Genomic DNA, 18,702 nt, shown 5'->3' on the forward strand with positions numbered 1-18,702 from the left:
GAAGCCCTACTAACAGTCTGAATTACCTGATTTTTTAACTGAGTTTCACAAAATACCGGTTTTTCATACTTTTAAAACCGTAGCTTTATGAAATCCATAAATATTAAATATATTAAAAACAATAGCTTACAATCCTGCGAAATTTCCCTCGCGATTTCTTAATATAGTGCTAAACCTGTAGTGTCCACACTCATCCCGAGACGACACTCATGACTTACCTAGGTGCTTTAGTCCTCCAGCTTAACGATTCAGAACTGTGCCTGATCACGGGCAAGGTCTTGGTGGGTAATCGGGTCAAGCTGCAAAGGTGGTCTGACGGCTCCGTCCGGACAGCGAAAGAGGAGCACGTCGTCCATATTCCTGTACCTGATGCAGTCGAGCGGCTCCGGACTTTGCTTGTGTCCGAGACCCATCCTCCCGCTTATGAAAATTTGGATGGCAAATTGGATCTGGTCGCAGCGGCGTACGCGTACACTTCCGCGTTCAGCGGTGTAATGCCTACGGATAAGCTCAGTCGCGGAATCCGGACAATTGATGGTCTGAACAACACAGACAGTTCGGCTACGCATTCAACCACTATCGCACCATTCAAAGAGGACTTCGTACGGGAAGCAATTATTGTCGAGGTTTTGCTGTCAAATCTGACTGTGAATGCGTCAGGCAAGATCGCGATCTGGGGTACGAAAGTAGACATGATTCGATTAATTCAAGTCTACTGCTGCACTGCAGGCGTCCGCTTTCCCACTAAGTCTTTAGTACTTCGCCGTTTTGACGGGATCATCTCATTCTTCACGCATAAGCTAGCAGAGCCAGACTTGGCTTTCGTGCTTAATAATCTATATCCACTGCGAGAGCTTCGTGTTGATATTCAGGAGATGGAGCCATGAACGCTTCATTGCCTCTTGAGACTATCGTAACAGTCGATGAAGAGAACGAGGCAGCGGATCTGGCGAATAGCGTGATATCTGCTGGTCAGGCAGCCAACCAGAATGGTGTTGAAGGGGCGTCAAACCCTACCAATGGAAATCAGAATACGCCTTTTACACCTTCTTTCTACAGGGTGATTGGCTTTGACCTTTCGAGTAACAAGGTCACCCTGAAATCGGAAGTTGTCGCTGACGTTATCCGAACAGTATGCATAACCAACGTCATAAGAATTGATGAGCACATTCAGGATATTGCGCTCACCGCCGTGGCTAAGCACCGGGAGATCTCCCGAGTCAAAGCAAAGCTGGATGAGCCTATTGCAGTCGATGATGTAGACCTAGATGCAGAAATCGAGGCAAAGCGGCGGACGGAAATCCTGAGCAGGCATTGCAGAAAGGACAATCCGATTTCCAAACCGCAAGCTCTTCAGGAGTTGGGTCTTGGCCCTACAGTTTTCCATAGAATCAAAAGTATTCACCTTACCAATTCAGACTGGCATGCCCAGTTGCCTGGTCAATCTGGTCGTCAAGCTGGAGAAAACCGAATCGACCCTTATGTAGATGAGATTATCCAAGCAGTATTCGTAACTCATCGTAAAGGCTACGGGGCCAACGACGCGGAGGTGATGGATGAAATTGAACTCCGCTGTAGAGATGCCAATAAATCCTCGCCATCTCGAACTACCGTATGGCGGCGTTGGCAACAAATCTCAGCTAGGGAACAACTTCGATCTTCAGATGGTGCTGCAGCAGCGAATGCGAAGTATGGTGCATTTCCTACACCTAAGGTGGAAGACGATTATCCTGGCAGGATACATGAAATTGATCATACCCCGCTGGATTGTCACGCCATCGATTCTAAAACCGGGGAGGCACTTGGCAGGCCTCATCTGACATTGGTAAGGGATGTCGATATCGAAGGCATCTACGGGTTTGCATTGCTCTATGGCGCGCCCAAACGAGCTAGCATTTCGGCGGCAATACGCATGGCACTTTGCCCCAAGAGCAGTTTGCTCGCCCGGCTCGGCATGTCACACCTGCACTGGCCGTTATACGGTAAACCAGAACAATACCGAGTAGATCATGGATCTGATTTACAGGCTCTTAGTTTCAAGCTGGCATGTAACGATCAGGATATTCTTCATGTGCCTCGCCTCCGGCCTCAATCTGGAGGGGGTATAGAGCGGCAGCTTGGAATATTGAATCGCGGTCTTGCTCAAACTTTAGACGGAGGAACCGCTTCGGCGCCTAAGAAAGGGCCTGGTTATCGTCCAGGCGAGAAAGGGATTTATACCCTTGAACGACTAACAGCCATTATTGTTGCATGGATATGCAAATGGAATAATCGGAAAGGCCGTGATGGTTTGTCACCAAACGAGCGATTTGAAAGAAAATACGGCGTTCACAACGGCGTCATTTTAGCGCCGTCAGCTGTTTCGGATCCAGATCGCTTTGTCATCGATATTCTCGAAGGTAAGTCTGTTACGGTGGCGCGTAACGGGGTCGTTACTAGGGACTTAGTCTATGAATTCGGCCCATTCAGGAACATGGTGGGGGAGAAGATAATGATCAAAATTGATCCTAATAATCTCCATAGGATTTGGGGTCTAAATGGTAATTACTGGCATCCGCTAAGCATAGTCAATATTCAGGACTCTGCCAAAACATTATCCGAACAGAAACTTATCCTGAAGGCCCGCCGCGCAGATCGGTCTGCAAACCGCAAGCGTCTCGATGCTCAGGCTGAACTAAATCATCAGAAGGATATGGGTAAAACCGAACGCAGAGTAATCCTGAGGGCGCAAGAGGATGTCGCGCAGAATAACCGCATGGGACACTTCGGCTCAGCTCCTAATGCCGCTCCATCCGAACCTTCTACCTCCCGCAAGTCACTTCCAGTGGTAATCATGGAAATGGATGAAGACCTATGAATGCTTCCCTGACCCCCCTGGCGCGCGAGTACCTTTCGCTTCCGAGAGATGAGCGGGCAGTTAAATGCTGTCGCGATGTTTGGATAACACACCCATACGCTGTGGCGGCCACGGAATGTGTTAAGGCATTGGTTGGCTGGCCCAGAGTTGCTAGCAACCCATGTATGGCTGTGGTGGGGTCTCCGGGTGTAGGTAAAAGCAGGCTTGCTCAGAGATGGAGGGACGAGAGTTTCGCTGGCAAGACCGGTTGGGCAGGTAAGGTACTTTATATTGATATGTCCAATCGTAAAAGTGGCCTTGATTTGGAGAAACGACTGCTGCAAGAGCTAGGCAAGCTTGTCCGCGGGCGCGCTTATACTTTGAGCGCACGAGATTACACAGAGGCTCAGGAAGCAGTCCGCACAGAGAATATCCGAGCGGTCGTTTTTGATGAGATTCATGGATTGCAGAAACGGATGTCTGAGCAACGCCTTCATAACACGCTGGAGGCATTGAAAGGCTTTACCGGCCCCGAGTGGGGATTGAACGTTATCCTGTGCGGAATTCAAGAGCTTAAAGAACTTTTGGAAGAGGATCAGCAAATTGAATCAAGGTTCGGGCTTCGCAGCCTTACTCTTCCAGACTGGAAAAATGACAACATTTTTGCGTCCTTTGTTGCAAGCTTTATGTGTCATATGCCCTTGTTGGAGGTATCTGAAGTTACCTCCGAAGAGTTTCTCAGCGAGCTTTATGAGCTGGCGCAACTAACTAATCCAACCGATAAAAAAAATCGTCGTAAAGATTATGAGGGTGGTCAGCCTGGCAGTTCTCTCCGTGCGATCATTGACATCATGAAGGAAGCTTGTCGGTACGCAGTGGTTACCGGCGAAGAATCTATCGATGTTGGGAGCATTAAAAGCGCACGTGCGAGGCTCAAGGGCGACGTCGATATTCAAGAATTACTGCTACTGCACCAGCGTGCATTGTAGTTTGGGGAGAAGGCAGTGAAGCTAGCGCATCGGTCGTATGAAAACTTGCATGCCTGGAATCGCTTCAGTGGTAATGAGCTTGCGCTGAAATATTGTCTAGGCGCGCTCGGCGACTATGATGGGGCTGTTGCCAAGGCTATATGTCTCAATGCGCCCACCGGCTCAGGAGGATCTGCGCTTCTAAGCCAAATCGCCAGTAGGGCGGTTAAACGCGGGAGGCGTGTTCTGTACCTGGATGATGGTTTGTACCTCGGTAATCGATATTTAGCATCTAAAATTATGCGCTCAATGGGCATTGGGATCGTGAACGTCGAAGGAAGTGACGGACTCACGATGCTTTGCGCCGAGACCATGCGGCTCCGTAGATATGATGCGGTAATAATAGATGATGTTCAAAAATACACGCAGGCCGCTAAACGAGTCGCGCAAAGCAATTCACAAGCTATTTTGCAGATGACGTGCCTGCCTAAGCCGCCCTTCGTCATCATGTCAGGGAGTGCCGATGCAATTGAGACCTACCATGCAAATTTCATATGCGCCGGTATTTCTGCCGAAGTTAAATTTTTAGCTCCGATGAAGTTTGATGAGAGCTACATTCAGTTCGTTGAAGCATTTTTCGAAGCCAATCCTAATATGCGAATCGAGTTCAAATCGCTCGATCTGGATGCTCTATATCGACAGTCCCAAGGCCGGGTGGGTCTCACCGTTAGAAATCTTGATTGGCTGCATTTAAAAACAATGGCAGATCGCTCGTGTTGTCATGAGTTGCAAATGCAGGCAGGTCAGGTAGTCGAAGATGACTACTCACACTAATACAGGTTTGACCTACACCAGAAGGCTGTTGGCGATGGTGATAAGACTCTACCCATCTACAGGATGAAGAGCCGATGCGCGCATTCATAGGATCGCTCAAGCCAGTGCACGATGAAACAATGTCGTCGTGGATGAGCAGGATGTACCAAAAAAGGTATTTTGATAGTGCGCTGACAGCAGCATTCGAGCAGCTCGCTGCCAAAGACCCCTATTTGAAAGGTGATTCTGATTTTCTGTACGAATCACCTACGTTTTTGTCCTACTTCACCCCAGTGCAGCAGAGTGAAATCGCGATTCGGTTTCGAATGCCAGAATCGGACGTCACCGTACCAAGCCTCAGCAGCAAGTATTGCTCTGAATGTTTTAAAGAAGATATCAGCAATCTGCTGGTGCCAATTTGGCGCAAGTCATGGCGTATCAGCGGGGCAGCTGTGTGTTTGAACCATCCCCGGCCAATGCTCCTTTCTAGACTAATCCAGTACACTAAGGATCTGAGGGAAAGGGGCTGGCAGGGGTTTAAAGAGCACCTGGAGAGCCCTGCATCAAGGCTGCTCACCAACTTCCCGATCATGAGCACCTCCTGCAGAAAAGCTGCTGCCAACAACGAGAAACTTCTCCTATTGGTGAAGAGAGTACAGTGCTGGTATCAGACTCATACATGCAACCACCCGAGGATTCCTCTTTCCCGCAACTCACTGCGATTTCTCATGGGCATTTGGCTGCATCAAGCTGATCCGCCCAAATTGAGTCCTGGCATAGCCCGGGCTTGTTTTCAGAGCGCACCAGGCGGGCAGTGCCGCTCAAATGCCGGCAGGCTGACAGCACCTGAAGTGTCCATTGATACTGCGACGCCCCGTGAGTTAGCGGTTGCTTACTGGCTTATGGGTGTTTCTTATGGGGTGATCACCTATAAAGAGGCATGTTTTATACGCGACACTATTCGGCCAGTGTTCTCACTTTTCCCAACGACCAAGATGCAGATAGCCGCTGCAACCACTAGAAATTATTTGGGTGAAGGTTTGAGTCGTTTGCTTTATGAAGCGGACAGTACTTTGACCAAGGACGAGTTTCGCGAAGTGTCCTGGGTGCTTATCAGACTGCTACAGTCTAAAGATTAATTGCGCTTTGTAGACTTTGGAAACATGCGCTAGTACACAGATTTTTCGTAAGTGGATTCAGCCAAACCTTTCTCGAACGGTGGGCGTGTACATGACATGTACATAAGATCACGCTACGGATTTCGGAAACTTTGGTGCGGCAAAATAAGCCTTGGCTTTTAGTTGCGTGAATGTCACCTAAGTATCCCTAGTAATTTTGTTTTTGCTGCGGTGAAGATAACGTACTCGCCCTCAAGCCAAACTCCATGGTGATCTGGCTGCTGCCTTGATGGACGCCGCAAGCGCGTTGGGCGTGGATGCGACACCTGGATGATCACGCTAGCACCATAGGAAAAAATGCTGCGTACCCTGGAAAGCTCACGCTTGCAGACTCCTTCCACACCTACGGTCGGAATATTCCAAATATTGACGATTTGCCGGATCGATTAAGAAATTTAGCGCAGCAAGGCAAGCCCCCCTGAGCTGTTTTGTCGTTTTGCTGGAAAGTGCTGGTTTAGACGCTTTTGAATGGTGGTATCGAGATCTCACACAGCGTGAGAAAGTAGGATTTACTGGTTAATTGACATGATGATTTCACGCACAGCCAATTGCCGCTCTCTAGCGTAATAGTCATGCGCTATCACGAATTCCCTGCCACGAAGGAGGTTTGCCGTGGGTAAGCCTCTATGTTCGTATGATTACTAATATTTCTAGTTTTTGGCGTCACGTTTCACCGTATCTACAGGCCGGTCGGTGACAGCAATTTTAGGTTTATTACTCTTTTAGCATGGGCTACACTCGGTGGCAGACGCTCACTCAACGCGGCTTGGTGAATGACATGAGCAGACCCCATACCTTGGTAGAATTCCGGTTGGCGGAGTACCAATTGGCCAAGACACTACTTGCCTTGTCCAAAAAAAAGGATCAACCGAATTACGTGCTAGACATTGAGTTCCATACGCAGCTTAGAGAGCTGATGCTGGAGTTTGGTTACACTGCAAAACAAGTCATCAGTATATTGCTGGCGCGAGAGAAGTTTTCATTTCAGCAATTAAATCCGCTTTTGGACTTAATTCCTATGGTTGGCGGTGAACAGCCTTCGTCCGATGGGAACTCGTTGTCAACCGGCCAAGAACTCATCGAGCCTCCAGTTCGACTTCGCTCTCGCGAAAGCGCGCCGGCCTGATTTATTTTTTGACTACGGCGATGATGCAGGAGGAAATCTTGGAAAAGTTTACCGAATTTCTCGCTGCGAATGATCGCATTGCCAATGAGTGCGAGGCGGCTTTACCTCTTGCTCGCGATCCTGAGGTGATAAAAGCATTTCAGTTCCTGAGTAAGCTGAACGTACTTGCTAAAAAATATCAGTTTGAACCATGCGACATCATCTTGCTTTTGGATCCTAGTCACGCTGCCGGTATACCTAGCGAGGAAGAGCAGAACGCTCCCACTTTTAAGAGAAAGCCACGGCAAGTGAAGTGCTATCGAAATCCCCATACTGGCCAAGTAATAGAGACTAGAGGGGCTAACCAAAAACTTCTGAAGCAGTGGAAAGCGGTGCATGGTGCTAAAATCGTAGAAGGTTGGCGCGACCCGCTAAATTCGACGGATGAGAAGTAGTTATGGTTTCAATCCTTTTGGTATATAGTTGATGCGCACTCACTGCCATCCTTGTTATTAGTCGATCTTCCTTCATATTGGTAATAGTCAGGTATTTACTCTACATCTCTTTTCCAATTCCCGCTCACGATCGACGTTGAGATACTAAGCTCCTGTGCCGACTACTTCTGACGACCAGTGCATCCAGTTCATTTCCTTGCTCACAAAGATGCCTGATAAGCTGCTAATAGGACTGCCTGCGGTCAAGGATCGACGCTACAGTGATGCGGGTGAGAGAGTCTATTTGCAGGCCATTACATGCCAAGAAATCCCTGTCCCTACGACCTCAAAAGGTAGGGATGATGCTCTATAGAAATCCGTTCACTAGCGAAGTAATTGAGACAAAGGGAACGAACAACAAGAAGCTGCGAGAGTGGAAGTCCAGCCACGGCAGTAAGATCGTAGAAGGATGGAGGGAAATTTAGCAAGCTCCAAGCTTGGTGTTTGATCAAGTCACCACCAAGGCGCCACGCCAGAGTAGCGTGAGTTCATTTGCCAGGTGTGAACTCCTTATAATCAGCTCTTCCTCCAATACTCCCTCACCGACGTCAACGCCAGCCCCAACTGCGCCGCTGCCTGCTGCTGCGTCGCACCTTCTGCCTTGAGTGCCAATACCGCTCTCTCATTCTCTGCGTTCAACGGTTTGCCGCGTCCTCGTTTTATGAGGTTACCGTCAGCATCGAATTGGTCACCGAGCACCTTCATGCCACCCTCAGCTTCAAAGGCCGCCACGTCGGTCAATGCCCGGCCAATTACGGTGAGTGGCTGCTCACCCTGGCGGTGGGCAATGCAGAGGGTAAGCATCGCTATGGGATCGAGGTCAAGGGATTGCGCCAACTCGTCAAATTGCTCAACGGTGATGCTGGTCTGCGCGTTCTCGAGAGCACTGACTTTACGTCGGTGAGTCGCATCCGAGACGTCAGCGTACTTGGCGCGCCGTACGAGACGGAGCGCCCGAAGCACGCCTGCAAATGCGATTCTCAAATCCATGACTTTCTCAAAAGTCAGGATATAGCCATAACTGAGCCTTACGGATAAACGTCAATATAGTGTATTATCCGCAACATCGAGTGTACTAAGGGATGGTGCACATTGATTTAAAGTCAGAGGCAGGACACCGCCAAGGCCTCTCTGCAGGAGCAGTGAAGCTGGGGTGTTCATGGAGCGCGCGCCAGTTTTCAAGCCCTTCAGATGCCTCATGCACCGAGGTTGAGCGAGCGAAGTTCGTGATCAGCCAATCACGTTTGTTCGAGATCGGGTCAGGCCTACGATTGCGCCACCTATGAAGGGATCGCGCAATGAATACAGCGGAGATTTTGAGGGTGAGCACAGATCAAAACAAAGGTGCTGACGAACTGCTCGCCAGCCCAGGCGAGCCCCGCCAAGGATCGATGGACTCAGAAGAATTTCTCATCGGACTCGTGCAGGCTCTCTATCCGCGCAAACCGTATTGCTTAGTAGAGGATTGGACAATCTTCCGCGCCGATGTCAGCGAAGACGATCTCGCCAAGATCCGAGCAGCCGGCCACCTCCCGCTTTTCGTCTTTGCCCACAAAGTCATGGAAGACAGCAGGCAACGCTTCCAACCCGGCGACTGGGTGCGCAGCAGCATGTGCATCTCTTTTGAGGACGGCGTGATGTTTGAAACCAAGCACACCATTTACGTCCTCATGGGCCCTGGCCACGAAAAAAAGGCCGACCTAAAAACGATTTTCTCCTTCTTTTGACAAGTCACTGCGCAGGCGTTGGCTTGAGTCGAGACATGAAATGTTCAGAACCCAGAATTCAGAAATTGCCGGGCTTCCCGAGATGTTTGGCGAAGGACTCACGCACTGGAATTCCGTGTCGCGCGTTCTTGCAATGCACTGGTATCACGTGAGTGTCCAGGAGTTTCATGAAGGCCGCCTCATCACCTTCGTCCACATGATCAATGACGAAGTCAGACTCAACGACCTCTTCACCAATCAAAGCCAGGAGTTGATCGTCGACGATGTTCAGGTGGTCACTCCACCATGGATGAATAAAAGTCTGAACTGGAAAATGGAAAAGCTGATGTCTGTGTCTATTGGCTTCGACAAAAATGACGTCGTCGTATGTCTGGTCGAGGTCGAAGGGGGCGAGGTCTACTCCGACACTCACGACCGGAATTTCGACGCCAGTACCCTGACCGACCTTCGAAGAATTTACTGAGTATTTGCAGCGCAACCAAAAGCTGTAACGCAATTTTTCCAATGTAACAACGGCTATGTTACCGATCAAAAAACACGTTACAAGCCAGCAATTACGCCTCAGGAGTGCATAAAAATGCTGAACACGATCAATGCTGAGCTGCACGGCAAACGGCTTACTGAGTTCCATCTCAAGCGCATCTCGCGCGCCTATGATCAGGCCTACTCGGCTCCTATCACCGCCTATCTCAGTGATGTCTTCATTTTCTCCAATTCTGCCGTGGGCATTGTGTTCGGTCATGAGAGAACGGATCAGTTTGGACGCTTCGAAGACGGCCATCTGATGCGCACATCCGATATCCGGTTCGCTCGCAAAGAAGGCCGATTCTGGGTGCTTACGACCATGCGCTCGCGTTACGTGGTTGCATCGTTCAAGAAGGTGATTGGTAGGGCTAGCCTCCAAACCTACCTACGATCAGCGCAGGGGCGTTATCACTTCACACCGCCAGTGTTGCAGTAGAGGGCTGTGTGCCTGATAGGGCGGGAACCTTTCGGGAAATCTATAGGTTCGTCAAGATTGATCGACGGCAACCACGATTTCCACAAAGCTGGGTACACCGAAGTCCCGTCAAGGCGGTTACTCCAATGAAGCTTCAAATCTATTCAGATCTGCACAATGAGTTTGCTCGGTTCAATCCACCTGTAAGCGATGCTGACGTTGTCATTCTTGCGGGTGACATTGATCTGAAATCACGCGGAGTGAAATGGGCGAACGAAACTTTTCAGTGTCCAGTGATCTATGTGTGCGGAAATCACGAGTACTACGGTGGCCACCTTGACCACACGCTGCGGAAGATGAAGGAAGCGGCAAAACCACACGTCCACGTACTCGAAAACGAGGTTTTAATCTTGGATCAGACCCGGTTTTTGGTCACTACAGCGTGGACAGATTACTCGTCGACAGGAGATATCGTTGCGGCGAAACGCATCGCCTGGGAGTGGATGAACGATTTCACAGTGATCAGAAAAGATGCGAGTTACCGGCGGCTTCGCCCTGATGACCTGATTGCGAAATCCAAGGTAGCCTACGCCTGGCTTTCTGCAGAGCTGGATAAGCCATTCGACGGCATAACCGTAGTGGTTACGCACCACGCGCCAACGTTGGATCACGTGGGTGATGACTTGCCTGAACACTTGGTCGCAGCCTATGCGAATGATTGGCCGGAGCTATTGGGTAAGGCCGATCTTTGGGTCTACGGACATACCCACGTCGCAGCAGATTTCCTCAAGAATAGGTGCCGCATTGTTTCAAATCCAAGGGGCTATCCGAATCAAAGTACTGGTTTTGATCCTGATTTCTTGATTGAGATTTGAAGAGAAGCCGTTCAGGTTCTCAGCGCACTGAATTTTTGCAGCATAATGGCATCGGTGCACCACTTTCTGTGCGCAACAGTGAGGATTGTCCTGAGGGGCATCCTTGAGCGCCTGTAGATAGCCAGGCTATCGGTTCCCACTCCTAGTTAGAAATGCTGTTCTGAAAGGCTAGGCGCTTGCGCGAAAAGGCGAATACATAATTGCCGATGCCGCATCAGACAAACTTGGCAGTCTCACCTGCTATCTCGGCCCCAGCAGCCTAAGCGTGCGCCGTTGCCGCCGCAGTTTCCACGCACCGTGATCCGTCACGAACAATAGAACACCCAGTGCGTGTGCGGCTGCCAGCTTCAGCGCGTCGGCGAAGACGTCAGCGAGAGGCTGGACTACACGCCAGGCGTGTTCACGGTCGAGCAACACGTACGTGGAAAATGGGCCTGCCGCGAGTGTGAAACGCTTATCCAGGCACCGGTGCCGGCGCAAGTGATCGACAAAGGTATCGCGACCGCAGGCCTGTTGGCTCATGTGATGGTGGCCAAGTTTGCTGACCATTTGCCGCTGTATCGGCAAGAGAAAATCTTTGGCCGTGCCGGCTTGGCTATGGCTCGCTCGACACTGGCGCAATGGGTCGGCCAAACCGGCGTGCAGCTCCAGCCGCTGGTCGATGCGTTACGCGAAACGGTACTTGCCCAAGGCGTGATCCACGCTGACGAAACGCCAGTGCAGATGCTCGCGCCCGGCCAGAAGAAGACCCACCGTGCTTACGTCTGGGCTTACTGCTCTACGCCTTTTTCGCCGCTCAAGGCAGTGGTTTATGACTTCAGCCCGAGCCGTGCGGGCGAACATGCGCGCAACTTCCTTGGCGAGTGGAATGGCAAGCTGGTGTGCGACAATTTCGCCGGCTACAAAGCAAGCTTCCAGCAAGGCATCACTGAAATCGGCTGCATGGCGCATGCCCGCCGCAAGTTCTTCGATCTGCATGCGACCAACAAAAGCCAACTGGCCGAACAGGCGCTTCACTCGATTGGCGGGTTATACGAAATCGAACGGCAAGCGCGGGATATGACCGACGAAGATCGCTGGAGAATACGTCAGGAAAAAGCGGCGCCGATACTCAATGCACTGCATACCTGGATGCTGGCCCAGCGCGATCTTGTGCCCGAAGGGTCGGCTATCGCCAAAGCTCTGGATTACAGCCTCAAGCGCTGGACGGCACTGGCTCGATATCTCGAGGACGGCGCTGTGCCCATCGATAATAACGCGGTCGAAAATCAGATACGGCCGTGGGCACTTGGACGCTCGAATTGGTTGTTCGCCGGGTCACTACGCAGCGGTAAGCGGGCAGCTGCGATCATGAGCTTGATCCAGTCGGCACGCATGAATGGGCATGATCCGTATGCCTATCTCAAAGATGTGCTGACGCGGCTGCCGACGCAGCGTGCGAGTGAGATTTACGAGCTGCTGCCGCAAAAGTGGGCAGCTGTTTAACCACACGGTGCGTGTTTCCCTTATTTAACGATATCCAGATATATTGACCCCTGCACGTGTGTGCATGGAGGCTTGCTTTGCTTAGGAAATTACTAATCGGTGTACTAGCGCTTTTGGCGCTCGTAATCGTGACTATCGCGCTGATAGCCGCGCTGCAGGCTGCTAACCGCTCCCCATCCTATGGCGTGCCGCTCGAAATCGATGGCCCAGTAAGCACGACCAACTTAGTGGTACGTGTAAGCAAACCTGACACCTACACCGTGTCTCTGAGCTACCCATACATCGACGGTGTCGAACGGAAAAAAGCTTGGGCGCTTGCAGGAGGTGATTCCCTCAAGGACGGCTTATGGCAAGAGTCGGGTTCCCCCTTTGTTTTTCAAATCCGCATTAATGAAATCCCCAGCGGAAAAGAGATGTTGAACCAGCAAGTCACCCATCCAAAATTGACCTCGTGGGGGAGCGGAGATTTAAATGCCGACTTGACTCGTATAAAACTTGAAAGTGGTCGTTATCAAGTATTTGTGCAGCGCTCTGGGAACTTGGCCGAAGCGCCGCCAGCCGAACTCCAGCTTCAATTTCATAGGGCATATCAAGGAAAGTGAAGTGGGCTTACTGAGTTGAGCGCATACGTTATACGGCGCTTGCGGGCAGTATCCTTAAATTCATCACAACGCATTTCTAGGTTTGCTGGAATTGGCCAGCAATGCTGTACCGGTCGCGTATTCCATGTGTCAATCATAGGAATTGATTCAGGCAAGATGGGTTTGGCAGACGCTTACGTTGCCATGACGGGGTTGCTCCTTATCGTTACGTCTTCTTGAATTTGATGTCGCCGTAGGCACTGCATTCGATTGGCGGCTTGTATGAAGTTAAACGCCAAGCGTGCGACATGAGTGATGAGGATCGCTGGCGGATACAATCTAGGCACCGGGCTAGCCACACTCTTGAATGACCTGGGCCTAGAAGGATTTGGAATAGGAACGGCGTGTTGGCTGCATGAAGTACCCGCTTAAAAGGCTAGAACTGGTGCCCACTTAAATTTAAGCGCACACCATGTCTTGGCTTTGCGGGCCTGGGTAGATGACTGGGCCGGACGGTTACTTAATTGGTGACATTGTGCTGCCTGCGCGATTCAAATTATTGGCGGAAATATCGGCCACTTGTCCCTGCCATTAATGCAAATCTCTTTTTTTGGTGTACCGTTAGAACATTAATCCAGAAGAGGTTTTCCATGTCCAAGCTCGCCGAGTTCCGCCAACTTGAAAAACATCTAGCAGAGCAGCTCCAAGCGCTCGAAGCCCTGAAAGGCGATGCTGGCCTCAAGAAAGAAATCGAATTCGAAACGAAGCTTTGCGCCTTGCTCGCTGAGTACGGCTACAGCCTACCGAACGTGATCAACTTGCTTGATCCTAAGCCTGGTCGTCGCGCACCAGCAGCCGAGTCCAAGACTGGCACTCGTAAGCCACGCCAAGTAAAGGTCTACAAAAACCCTCACACTGGCGAAGTCGTCGAAACCAAGGGCGGCAACCATAAAGGCCTCAAAGAATGGAAGGTAGAACACGGCTCCGACACGGTCGAGTCTTGGCTCACCAAGTGACTTCGATTTGAGTACAAAAGGGCCCGGAAAGGGCCTTTTTTGTAGCGAATTGAGGGGCATTGAATCTGGCGTCAGCGTAGAGGGCTATCACGCTCCATTGCGCGCTCAACCATGCCGTACCTCCCATGGAACCTTGCCTGCCAAACGCTGCACGGTGTTGTCGTCGACTTCGCCGGTGATTGCATAATCTGCACAAAGAGCAGGGGTGGTACAAATGACTACTAAAGTAGACGAGTACGTAAAAAGTATCGGTAAGAGTTATTCTGTATTGCTGGCGGAAGGTACTATTCCTAAAAAGAGCCTTCAGTATTTATTTGAAGGTGATCATGAGCCATATTTGACTGTCGAAGACGGTTTGAGCTTGAGCTTTTCTGAGGAGAAGATACTTCAGCATGTCTATGTGACACTTCTTAAAACTGTTGAGGGCACCAAAGAGTATAAAGGCCCCTTGCCTGAGCCCTTGGTCAAACAGATAAACCAAAGCTGGGTGATAGAAAGATTTGGTGCCCCGGTAGACTCAAAAGGGCCCGTAACGCTTCCAGTGCTCGGAAAGAAGGGCGGTTGGGATGCATACAGTCTAGACCCGAAGGTGTATGGATCAGTTCGGATGATCTTTCAATACACCGAGTCTTTGGCTGTCAACGTCATTCACTTTAAGCGCAATTAGATAGTTATGGGGTAGCGCTCAACAGTCCTACCCCAGAGTCTGGTGCGCGTCCTCGCAGACGGGCCGCATCAGCAATCCAAGTGTGCGCACAGTAGTTGGGCGCATTGATATGGCCTATGCATTTAAGTCCAAAGTATCTGTACCTCCGGGATTTTGAGCAAGGCCATTTTGGCTGAAGGGGTTGCCGGGATCCAACCAAGATTGGATAGTCTTTATAATCGTACTCTTCGCCTTGTGTAGTCACTGTTCACAACCAAGGCCGCCTGGTTTCAGCGGAACATCTACCTCGACTGTTTGAGCGCTTCTACCGGTGCGCCCCGTCACTCAATCAGTTAGATGATTCTGGTGGCCTGGGGTTAGCAATCGTTCGCTCGATTATGTAACTGCATGGCGGTCGGGTAACTGTTGAGAGCACCGGAGTAGATACTAGCATTCCCTTGGAATTCCCCCTTCGCGATGTATGAGTGAATCCCTGGCTCTTATATCTTGAGGTGATTTTATTGGTTAGTATCAATAGTTGTCATCTGATTAAAAAGTCCTCACTTGAGTAAACATTAAAATAACTATCCTGGCCAACCAAAAAAAATCTCCTGTGTTCGGAACTACAAGCGCTTTGCCGAGAAGAGTAGAGCGTTCCAGCTTGCTCCCCATACCATCGGCGTTGAAGCAGGAGAGTACCTGTAAATGCCATCGAGGAAACCCGCCGAGGCGGGCTTTCCAAACGCATTTGATTTTTCCTGTGAAGCTCTGATCTATTGGGACATATCATTCTTCTTCATATCGTCTTTCTTCATGCCGTCATTGGACATGGAATCTTTCTTCATCGTGTCTTTGCCCATACTATCTTTCTTCATCGCGTCCTTACTCATTGAGTCTTTGTGCATTTCATCCTTTTTCATAGTGTCCTTTTGCATTGTATCTTTGGACATGGAGTCCTTTTTCATAGTGTCGTTGTTCATCGTGTCATCGGCATACACAGTTGCGACGCCCACTGCCAAGCAAAAACCTAGGATTGCGGTAGTTAAAGTTTTCATATTGAGGCTCCTTGAAGCTCAGGTTGCGAATAAGCGCAGCCCGGGCCGCGCAATGAGGTTGCCATGGACGTCAGCTGCCACCGAACCAGTTGTAGCCCTGGTCTTCCCAGTAACCACCCGGATAGGTATTAGTGACGAAAATCGCTTGTATGTGTTTTGGGTTCTTATAACCAAGCTTGGTGGGCATGCGCAGCTTCATTGGGAAGCCATATTCACGCGGCAGTACGGCACCGTCGTAGGTCAGCGTCAGCAGCGTTTGAGCATGCAGTGCCGTGGCCATGTCGATACTGGTGTAGTAATCGTCGGCGCATTTGAAGCCGACGTACTTTGCGTCGGTCTCAGCACCAACGCGCTTGAGGAAATCACTGAAGCGTATGCCACCCCATCGACCGATGGCGCTCCAGCCCTCGACACAGATGTGCCGGGTGATTTGATCGGTCTGGGCCATGGCTCGCAGTTCATCAAGCTTCCAGCTGTGCTTGTCGGCGACCATGCCGGTTACTTCCAGTCGATAGGAGTCTTCATCGACGACGGGCGCTTCGTCGATGCCGTAGAAGGCATTGAAGGGAAATGGCCGTGTAATCATCGACTCTGCGTAGGTCGGGGCCATGGCGTTCGGGTTGAACAGCCATCCCTGCACCCTATCATTGAAGCGCGACATGGAGGACAGAGCCGTTTCAACGTGATCGTTATCGGTGATATTGCAGCCGGACAGCATGGCGACACCGCCCAAGGTCAAGCTACGCATCAGGAAGGAGCGTCGTGAGCGATCTTCGACCTGGAGCGAAATAATTTTCCGTGCATCCTTCAAAATGGACGACTCATCCAGCTCTGGGCTTTGCTCGCGCTTCCTCATACGCGCTCCCTATGGCCGACAAACATGGCCAATAACGTCTTTGGAACCAGTGCGACCATAACCAGATGCACTGCGATGAACGCCACCAGCAGAGACATCGCAATGAAGTGCACGTGCCGTGCGCTGTCGTAGCCGCCCAGCAGTTCGCGTAGTAGCGGAAACTGAACTGACTTCCACAAGACCAACCCGGAAATCACCAGAACGGTAACGTCGAGCATCACGAACAAATACGCCACACGCTGCACATGGTTGTAATGGCTTATATCGTCATGCCCCAGCCGACCATGGAGTGCAGACCACAGGTCATGAAAAAAGCCTTTGGGTGATACAGGGAAAAAACGTCGTGACAGCCGACCACTAAAAAGATTGAAAAGTATGTAGAACAGGCTGACTACAACCAGCACCCACATGGCTGCGAAATGCCATTGCAACGCGCCTCCCAACCAGCCGCCCAAGGTAATCGACTTTGGAAAATCAAAACCATAAAGGGGAGAGGCGTTGTAAATACGCCATCCGCTCGTGACCATGACCAACACCGCCAGGGCGTTCAGCCAATGGGCCAGCCTCAACCAGCGAGGATGGCTGTTTTGCGAATTCAGCTTTTTGGTACTGGTCGTTTCAGGTGCACCGGGCATTGGAGAAAGCTCCAAATCTGAATAACGTCATAACCTAAGTTCGAGTGTAGACGCTAACCTAAACCACGATGCTCAATTAAGTGTGGGTGTAGCGTAGCGTCATCATTCTCGTGGAAACGGTCGCCAGCCAGCTAGGCTTGTAGCCTGAAGAAGCCGATGAGGTGAGGGCGGGGTTATGCCAATTGCGAAAACAGCGCTTGTCCTGGCCGGAGGTGGCAGCCTGGGCGCGGTTCAAGTCGGGATGTTACAGGCTCTGGTTGAGGCTGAAGTCGTGTTCGACCTGGTGGTGGGAGCATCGGTCGGCGCCATCAACGGCGCCTACTTCGCCGCCAGACCGAATGCCCAAGGCGTGAGCGAACTTGCGGACTTCTGGCGCAGCCTGCGCAAGTCGGATGTGTTTCCGTTCTCGGCGTTCGACACAATCAAGGGCATTCTCAATCGTCGCGGTCACCTGATGAGTGCATCCGCGTTGCATCGCTTGGTGAGCAGGTCACTGCCAGTCAAACGGATTGAAGACACTGAGTTGCCGCTTTATATCGTCACCACCAATCTGCTCAGCGGTGCCGAAGAGCTATTGTCCAGTGGCAGCGCTGAACAGGCTTTGCTCGCCAGCGCTGCGATTCCGCTGGTGTTTCCCAGCGTGCGAGTCGGAGAAAAGTTCTTGGTCGACGGCGGCGTCAGCAGCAACACGCCGATTGCCAGTGCGGTGGCATTGGGCGCAACACGGGTTCTGGTGCTGCCCACCGGGTTCGGTTGTGCCTGCCCATGTCCGCCCAGTGGACTCGTTGCGCTGGCCTTGCACACGCTCAATTTGATGAGCATGCGTCAACTGGTGCGAGACATCGAGTTGTACCGCACACGTGCAGCCATCCATGTCGTCCCGCCTTTGTGCCCACTGGACGCTTCAGTGTTCGATTTCAACCAGACAGATCAACTGCTGCAGCGTGCTTATCAATCAACCCTAGTTTGGATACAGGAGGGCGGATTGATCCGCGACGGGATACCCGACTCGTTGCTGGCGCATACTCATCATTTTACTGACGAGTGAATTCATCATCGCACCCAAACGGATAAAGCGGTTCTGGTGGAGGTCTCTCCAGTCGAGCGTATTTGCACAACGTTAAGTAGCCCGGAAAATCGCAGAGACGTAATCAAGCCGCCGCAGCCGAATAGGTATGTGCAAGGGTACGTTGGAGGGGCCAGCTTTCCAGCAAGGCTTCAATTTCAGCATCGTTTACCAATCCAGCAGGATATCGGTGCAAAAGCGCAATCCTGTATTCCGCCGTCTGCCGCACCAGCATTTGTCTTCTCCAGAAAGCACCGATCACTCTCTTCCGGACGTCTGCGTTTGCAGCTAAACGTCGAATTTTTACCCGGCTCTCTGCATTCATAAGATCACCCTCCAGCGTCTTGGCTAGCGAACGCTACGGGGCTTACGTGACAGAAATGAGACAAGTTGGCGATATCAGATTAGTGGCTATTTTCTAAAGCC

At 51.0% G+C, this 18,702-nt stretch carries 21 protein-coding genes and 2 pseudogenes; 18 read left to right on the top strand and 5 right to left on the bottom strand.

Annotated features, from left to right (window positions below; translation table 11 throughout):
* The first annotated feature begins 209 nt into the window (after window positions 1-209).
* The 8 genes from FQ192_RS22030 (at window position 210) to FQ192_RS35090 (ending at window position 7,819) form a co-directional block, all read left to right on the top strand.
* A complete protein-coding gene (locus FQ192_RS22030; protein WP_149660433.1) occupies window positions 210-887 on the top strand; it encodes a hypothetical protein in 678 nt (225 codons plus the stop codon).
* Complete coding sequence (locus FQ192_RS22035; RefSeq protein ID WP_149660434.1) at window positions 884-2,857, top strand: Mu transposase C-terminal domain-containing protein; 1,974 nt, start codon at window positions 884-886, stop codon at window positions 2,855-2,857. The genes FQ192_RS22030 and FQ192_RS22035 overlap by 4 nt, the downstream gene beginning before the upstream one ends.
* Window positions 2,854-3,825, top strand: a complete 972-nt coding sequence (locus FQ192_RS22040; protein ID WP_149660435.1) for a TniB family NTP-binding protein — start codon at window positions 2,854-2,856, stop codon at window positions 3,823-3,825. Before FQ192_RS22035 ends, FQ192_RS22040 begins: the two co-directional genes overlap by 4 nt.
* A 15-nt stretch (window positions 3,826-3,840) precedes the next feature.
* Window positions 3,841-4,638, top strand: a complete 798-nt coding sequence (locus FQ192_RS22045) for an ATP-binding protein (protein WP_149660436.1) — start codon at window positions 3,841-3,843, stop codon at window positions 4,636-4,638.
* Between the two features lie 74 nt (window positions 4,639-4,712).
* Window positions 4,713-5,756, top strand: a complete 1,044-nt coding sequence (locus tag FQ192_RS22050) for a TniQ family protein (protein WP_149660437.1) — start codon at window positions 4,713-4,715, stop codon at window positions 5,754-5,756.
* 817 nt (window positions 5,757-6,573) lie between these two features.
* Window positions 6,574-6,921: a hypothetical protein gene (locus FQ192_RS22055; RefSeq protein ID WP_256672336.1), complete on the top strand. Its 348-nt coding sequence runs from the start codon at window positions 6,574-6,576 to the stop codon at window positions 6,919-6,921.
* A 38-nt stretch (window positions 6,922-6,959) separates the two neighbouring features.
* Complete coding sequence (locus FQ192_RS22060) at window positions 6,960-7,355, top strand: histone-like nucleoid-structuring protein, MvaT/MvaU family (RefSeq protein ID WP_149660438.1); 396 nt, start codon at window positions 6,960-6,962, stop codon at window positions 7,353-7,355.
* Between the two features lie 341 nt (window positions 7,356-7,696).
* On the top strand, window positions 7,697-7,819 hold the full coding sequence (locus tag FQ192_RS35090) for a hypothetical protein (RefSeq protein WP_372242356.1): 123 nt from the start codon (window positions 7,697-7,699) through the stop codon (window positions 7,817-7,819).
* 91 nt (window positions 7,820-7,910) lie between these two features.
* On the opposite strand, the gene FQ192_RS22065 is transcribed toward FQ192_RS35090, so the two are convergent.
* Window positions 7,911-8,384: an XRE family transcriptional regulator gene (locus FQ192_RS22065; RefSeq protein WP_149660439.1), complete on the bottom strand. Its 474-nt coding sequence runs from the start codon at window positions 8,382-8,384 to the stop codon at window positions 7,911-7,913.
* A 308-nt stretch (window positions 8,385-8,692) separates the two neighbouring features.
* On the opposite strand from FQ192_RS22065, the gene FQ192_RS22070 reads away from it, so the two are divergent.
* The 9 genes and pseudogenes from FQ192_RS22070 to FQ192_RS35095 form a co-directional block, all read left to right on the top strand.
* Complete coding sequence (locus FQ192_RS22070; RefSeq protein ID WP_149660440.1) at window positions 8,693-9,121, top strand: hypothetical protein; 429 nt, start codon at window positions 8,693-8,695, stop codon at window positions 9,119-9,121.
* A 40-nt stretch (window positions 9,122-9,161) separates the two neighbouring features.
* Window positions 9,162-9,584: a hypothetical protein gene (locus FQ192_RS22075; protein WP_149660441.1), complete on the top strand. Its 423-nt coding sequence runs from the start codon at window positions 9,162-9,164 to the stop codon at window positions 9,582-9,584.
* 114 nt (window positions 9,585-9,698) lie between these two features.
* Window positions 9,699-10,082: a hypothetical protein gene (locus FQ192_RS22080; protein WP_149660442.1), complete on the top strand. Its 384-nt coding sequence runs from the start codon at window positions 9,699-9,701 to the stop codon at window positions 10,080-10,082.
* Between the two features lie 125 nt (window positions 10,083-10,207).
* Window positions 10,208-10,936, top strand: coding sequence for a metallophosphoesterase family protein (locus tag FQ192_RS22085; protein ID WP_149660443.1), 729 nt, complete (start codon window positions 10,208-10,210; stop codon window positions 10,934-10,936).
* Window positions 10,937-11,188: 252 nt separating this feature from the next.
* Window positions 11,189-12,421 (top strand): annotated as a pseudogene (locus FQ192_RS22090) (IS66 family transposase); the annotation flags it as partial.
* 128 nt (window positions 12,422-12,549) lie between these two features.
* Window positions 12,550-13,023 (top strand): DUF5625 family protein, encoded by a 474-nt coding sequence (locus tag FQ192_RS22095; RefSeq protein ID WP_149660444.1) that lies wholly within the window; start codon window positions 12,550-12,552, stop codon window positions 13,021-13,023.
* A gap of 629 nt (window positions 13,024-13,652) precedes the next feature.
* Entirely contained in the window at window positions 13,653-14,018 is a 366-nt protein-coding gene (locus FQ192_RS22105; RefSeq protein WP_149660445.1) for a histone-like nucleoid-structuring protein, MvaT/MvaU family, read from the top strand.
* Between the two features lie 214 nt (window positions 14,019-14,232).
* On the top strand, window positions 14,233-14,685 hold the full coding sequence (locus tag FQ192_RS22110; RefSeq protein WP_149660446.1) for a DUF6392 family protein: 453 nt from the start codon (window positions 14,233-14,235) through the stop codon (window positions 14,683-14,685).
* Window positions 14,686-14,924: 239 nt separating this feature from the next.
* Window positions 14,925-15,149, top strand: a pseudogene (locus FQ192_RS35095) (ATP-binding protein); the annotation flags it as partial.
* A 288-nt stretch (window positions 15,150-15,437) separates the two neighbouring features.
* Here FQ192_RS35095 and FQ192_RS22120 read toward each other — a convergent pair.
* From FQ192_RS22120 to FQ192_RS22130, 3 genes are all read right to left on the bottom strand, one after another.
* Window positions 15,438-15,719 (bottom strand): pentapeptide MXKDX repeat protein, encoded by a 282-nt coding sequence (locus FQ192_RS22120; RefSeq protein WP_054044309.1) that lies wholly within the window; start codon window positions 15,717-15,719, stop codon window positions 15,438-15,440.
* Window positions 15,720-15,789: 70 nt separating this feature from the next.
* Window positions 15,790-16,575, bottom strand: coding sequence for a molybdopterin-dependent oxidoreductase (locus tag FQ192_RS22125; protein WP_149660447.1), 786 nt, complete (start codon window positions 16,573-16,575; stop codon window positions 15,790-15,792).
* Window positions 16,572-17,210, bottom strand: a complete 639-nt coding sequence (locus FQ192_RS22130; RefSeq protein WP_149660448.1) for a cytochrome b/b6 domain-containing protein — start codon at window positions 17,208-17,210, stop codon at window positions 16,572-16,574. Before FQ192_RS22130 ends, FQ192_RS22125 begins: the two co-directional genes overlap by 4 nt.
* 175 nt (window positions 17,211-17,385) lie before the next feature.
* On the opposite strand from FQ192_RS22130, the gene FQ192_RS22135 reads away from it, so the two are divergent.
* Window positions 17,386-18,258, top strand: coding sequence for a patatin-like phospholipase family protein (locus tag FQ192_RS22135; protein WP_149660449.1), 873 nt, complete (start codon window positions 17,386-17,388; stop codon window positions 18,256-18,258).
* A gap of 103 nt (window positions 18,259-18,361) precedes the next feature.
* Here the strand turns inward: FQ192_RS22135 and FQ192_RS22140 are convergent, their stop codons facing one another.
* Window positions 18,362-18,601 (bottom strand): hypothetical protein, encoded by a 240-nt coding sequence (locus FQ192_RS22140; protein ID WP_149660450.1) that lies wholly within the window; start codon window positions 18,599-18,601, stop codon window positions 18,362-18,364.
* Between the last annotated feature and the right edge of the window lie 101 nt (window positions 18,602-18,702).

Origin of the sequence: Pseudomonas sp. ANT_J12, from assembly GCF_008370045.1 — a bacterium.
Classification (GTDB): Bacteria; Pseudomonadota; Gammaproteobacteria; order Pseudomonadales; family Pseudomonadaceae; genus Aquipseudomonas.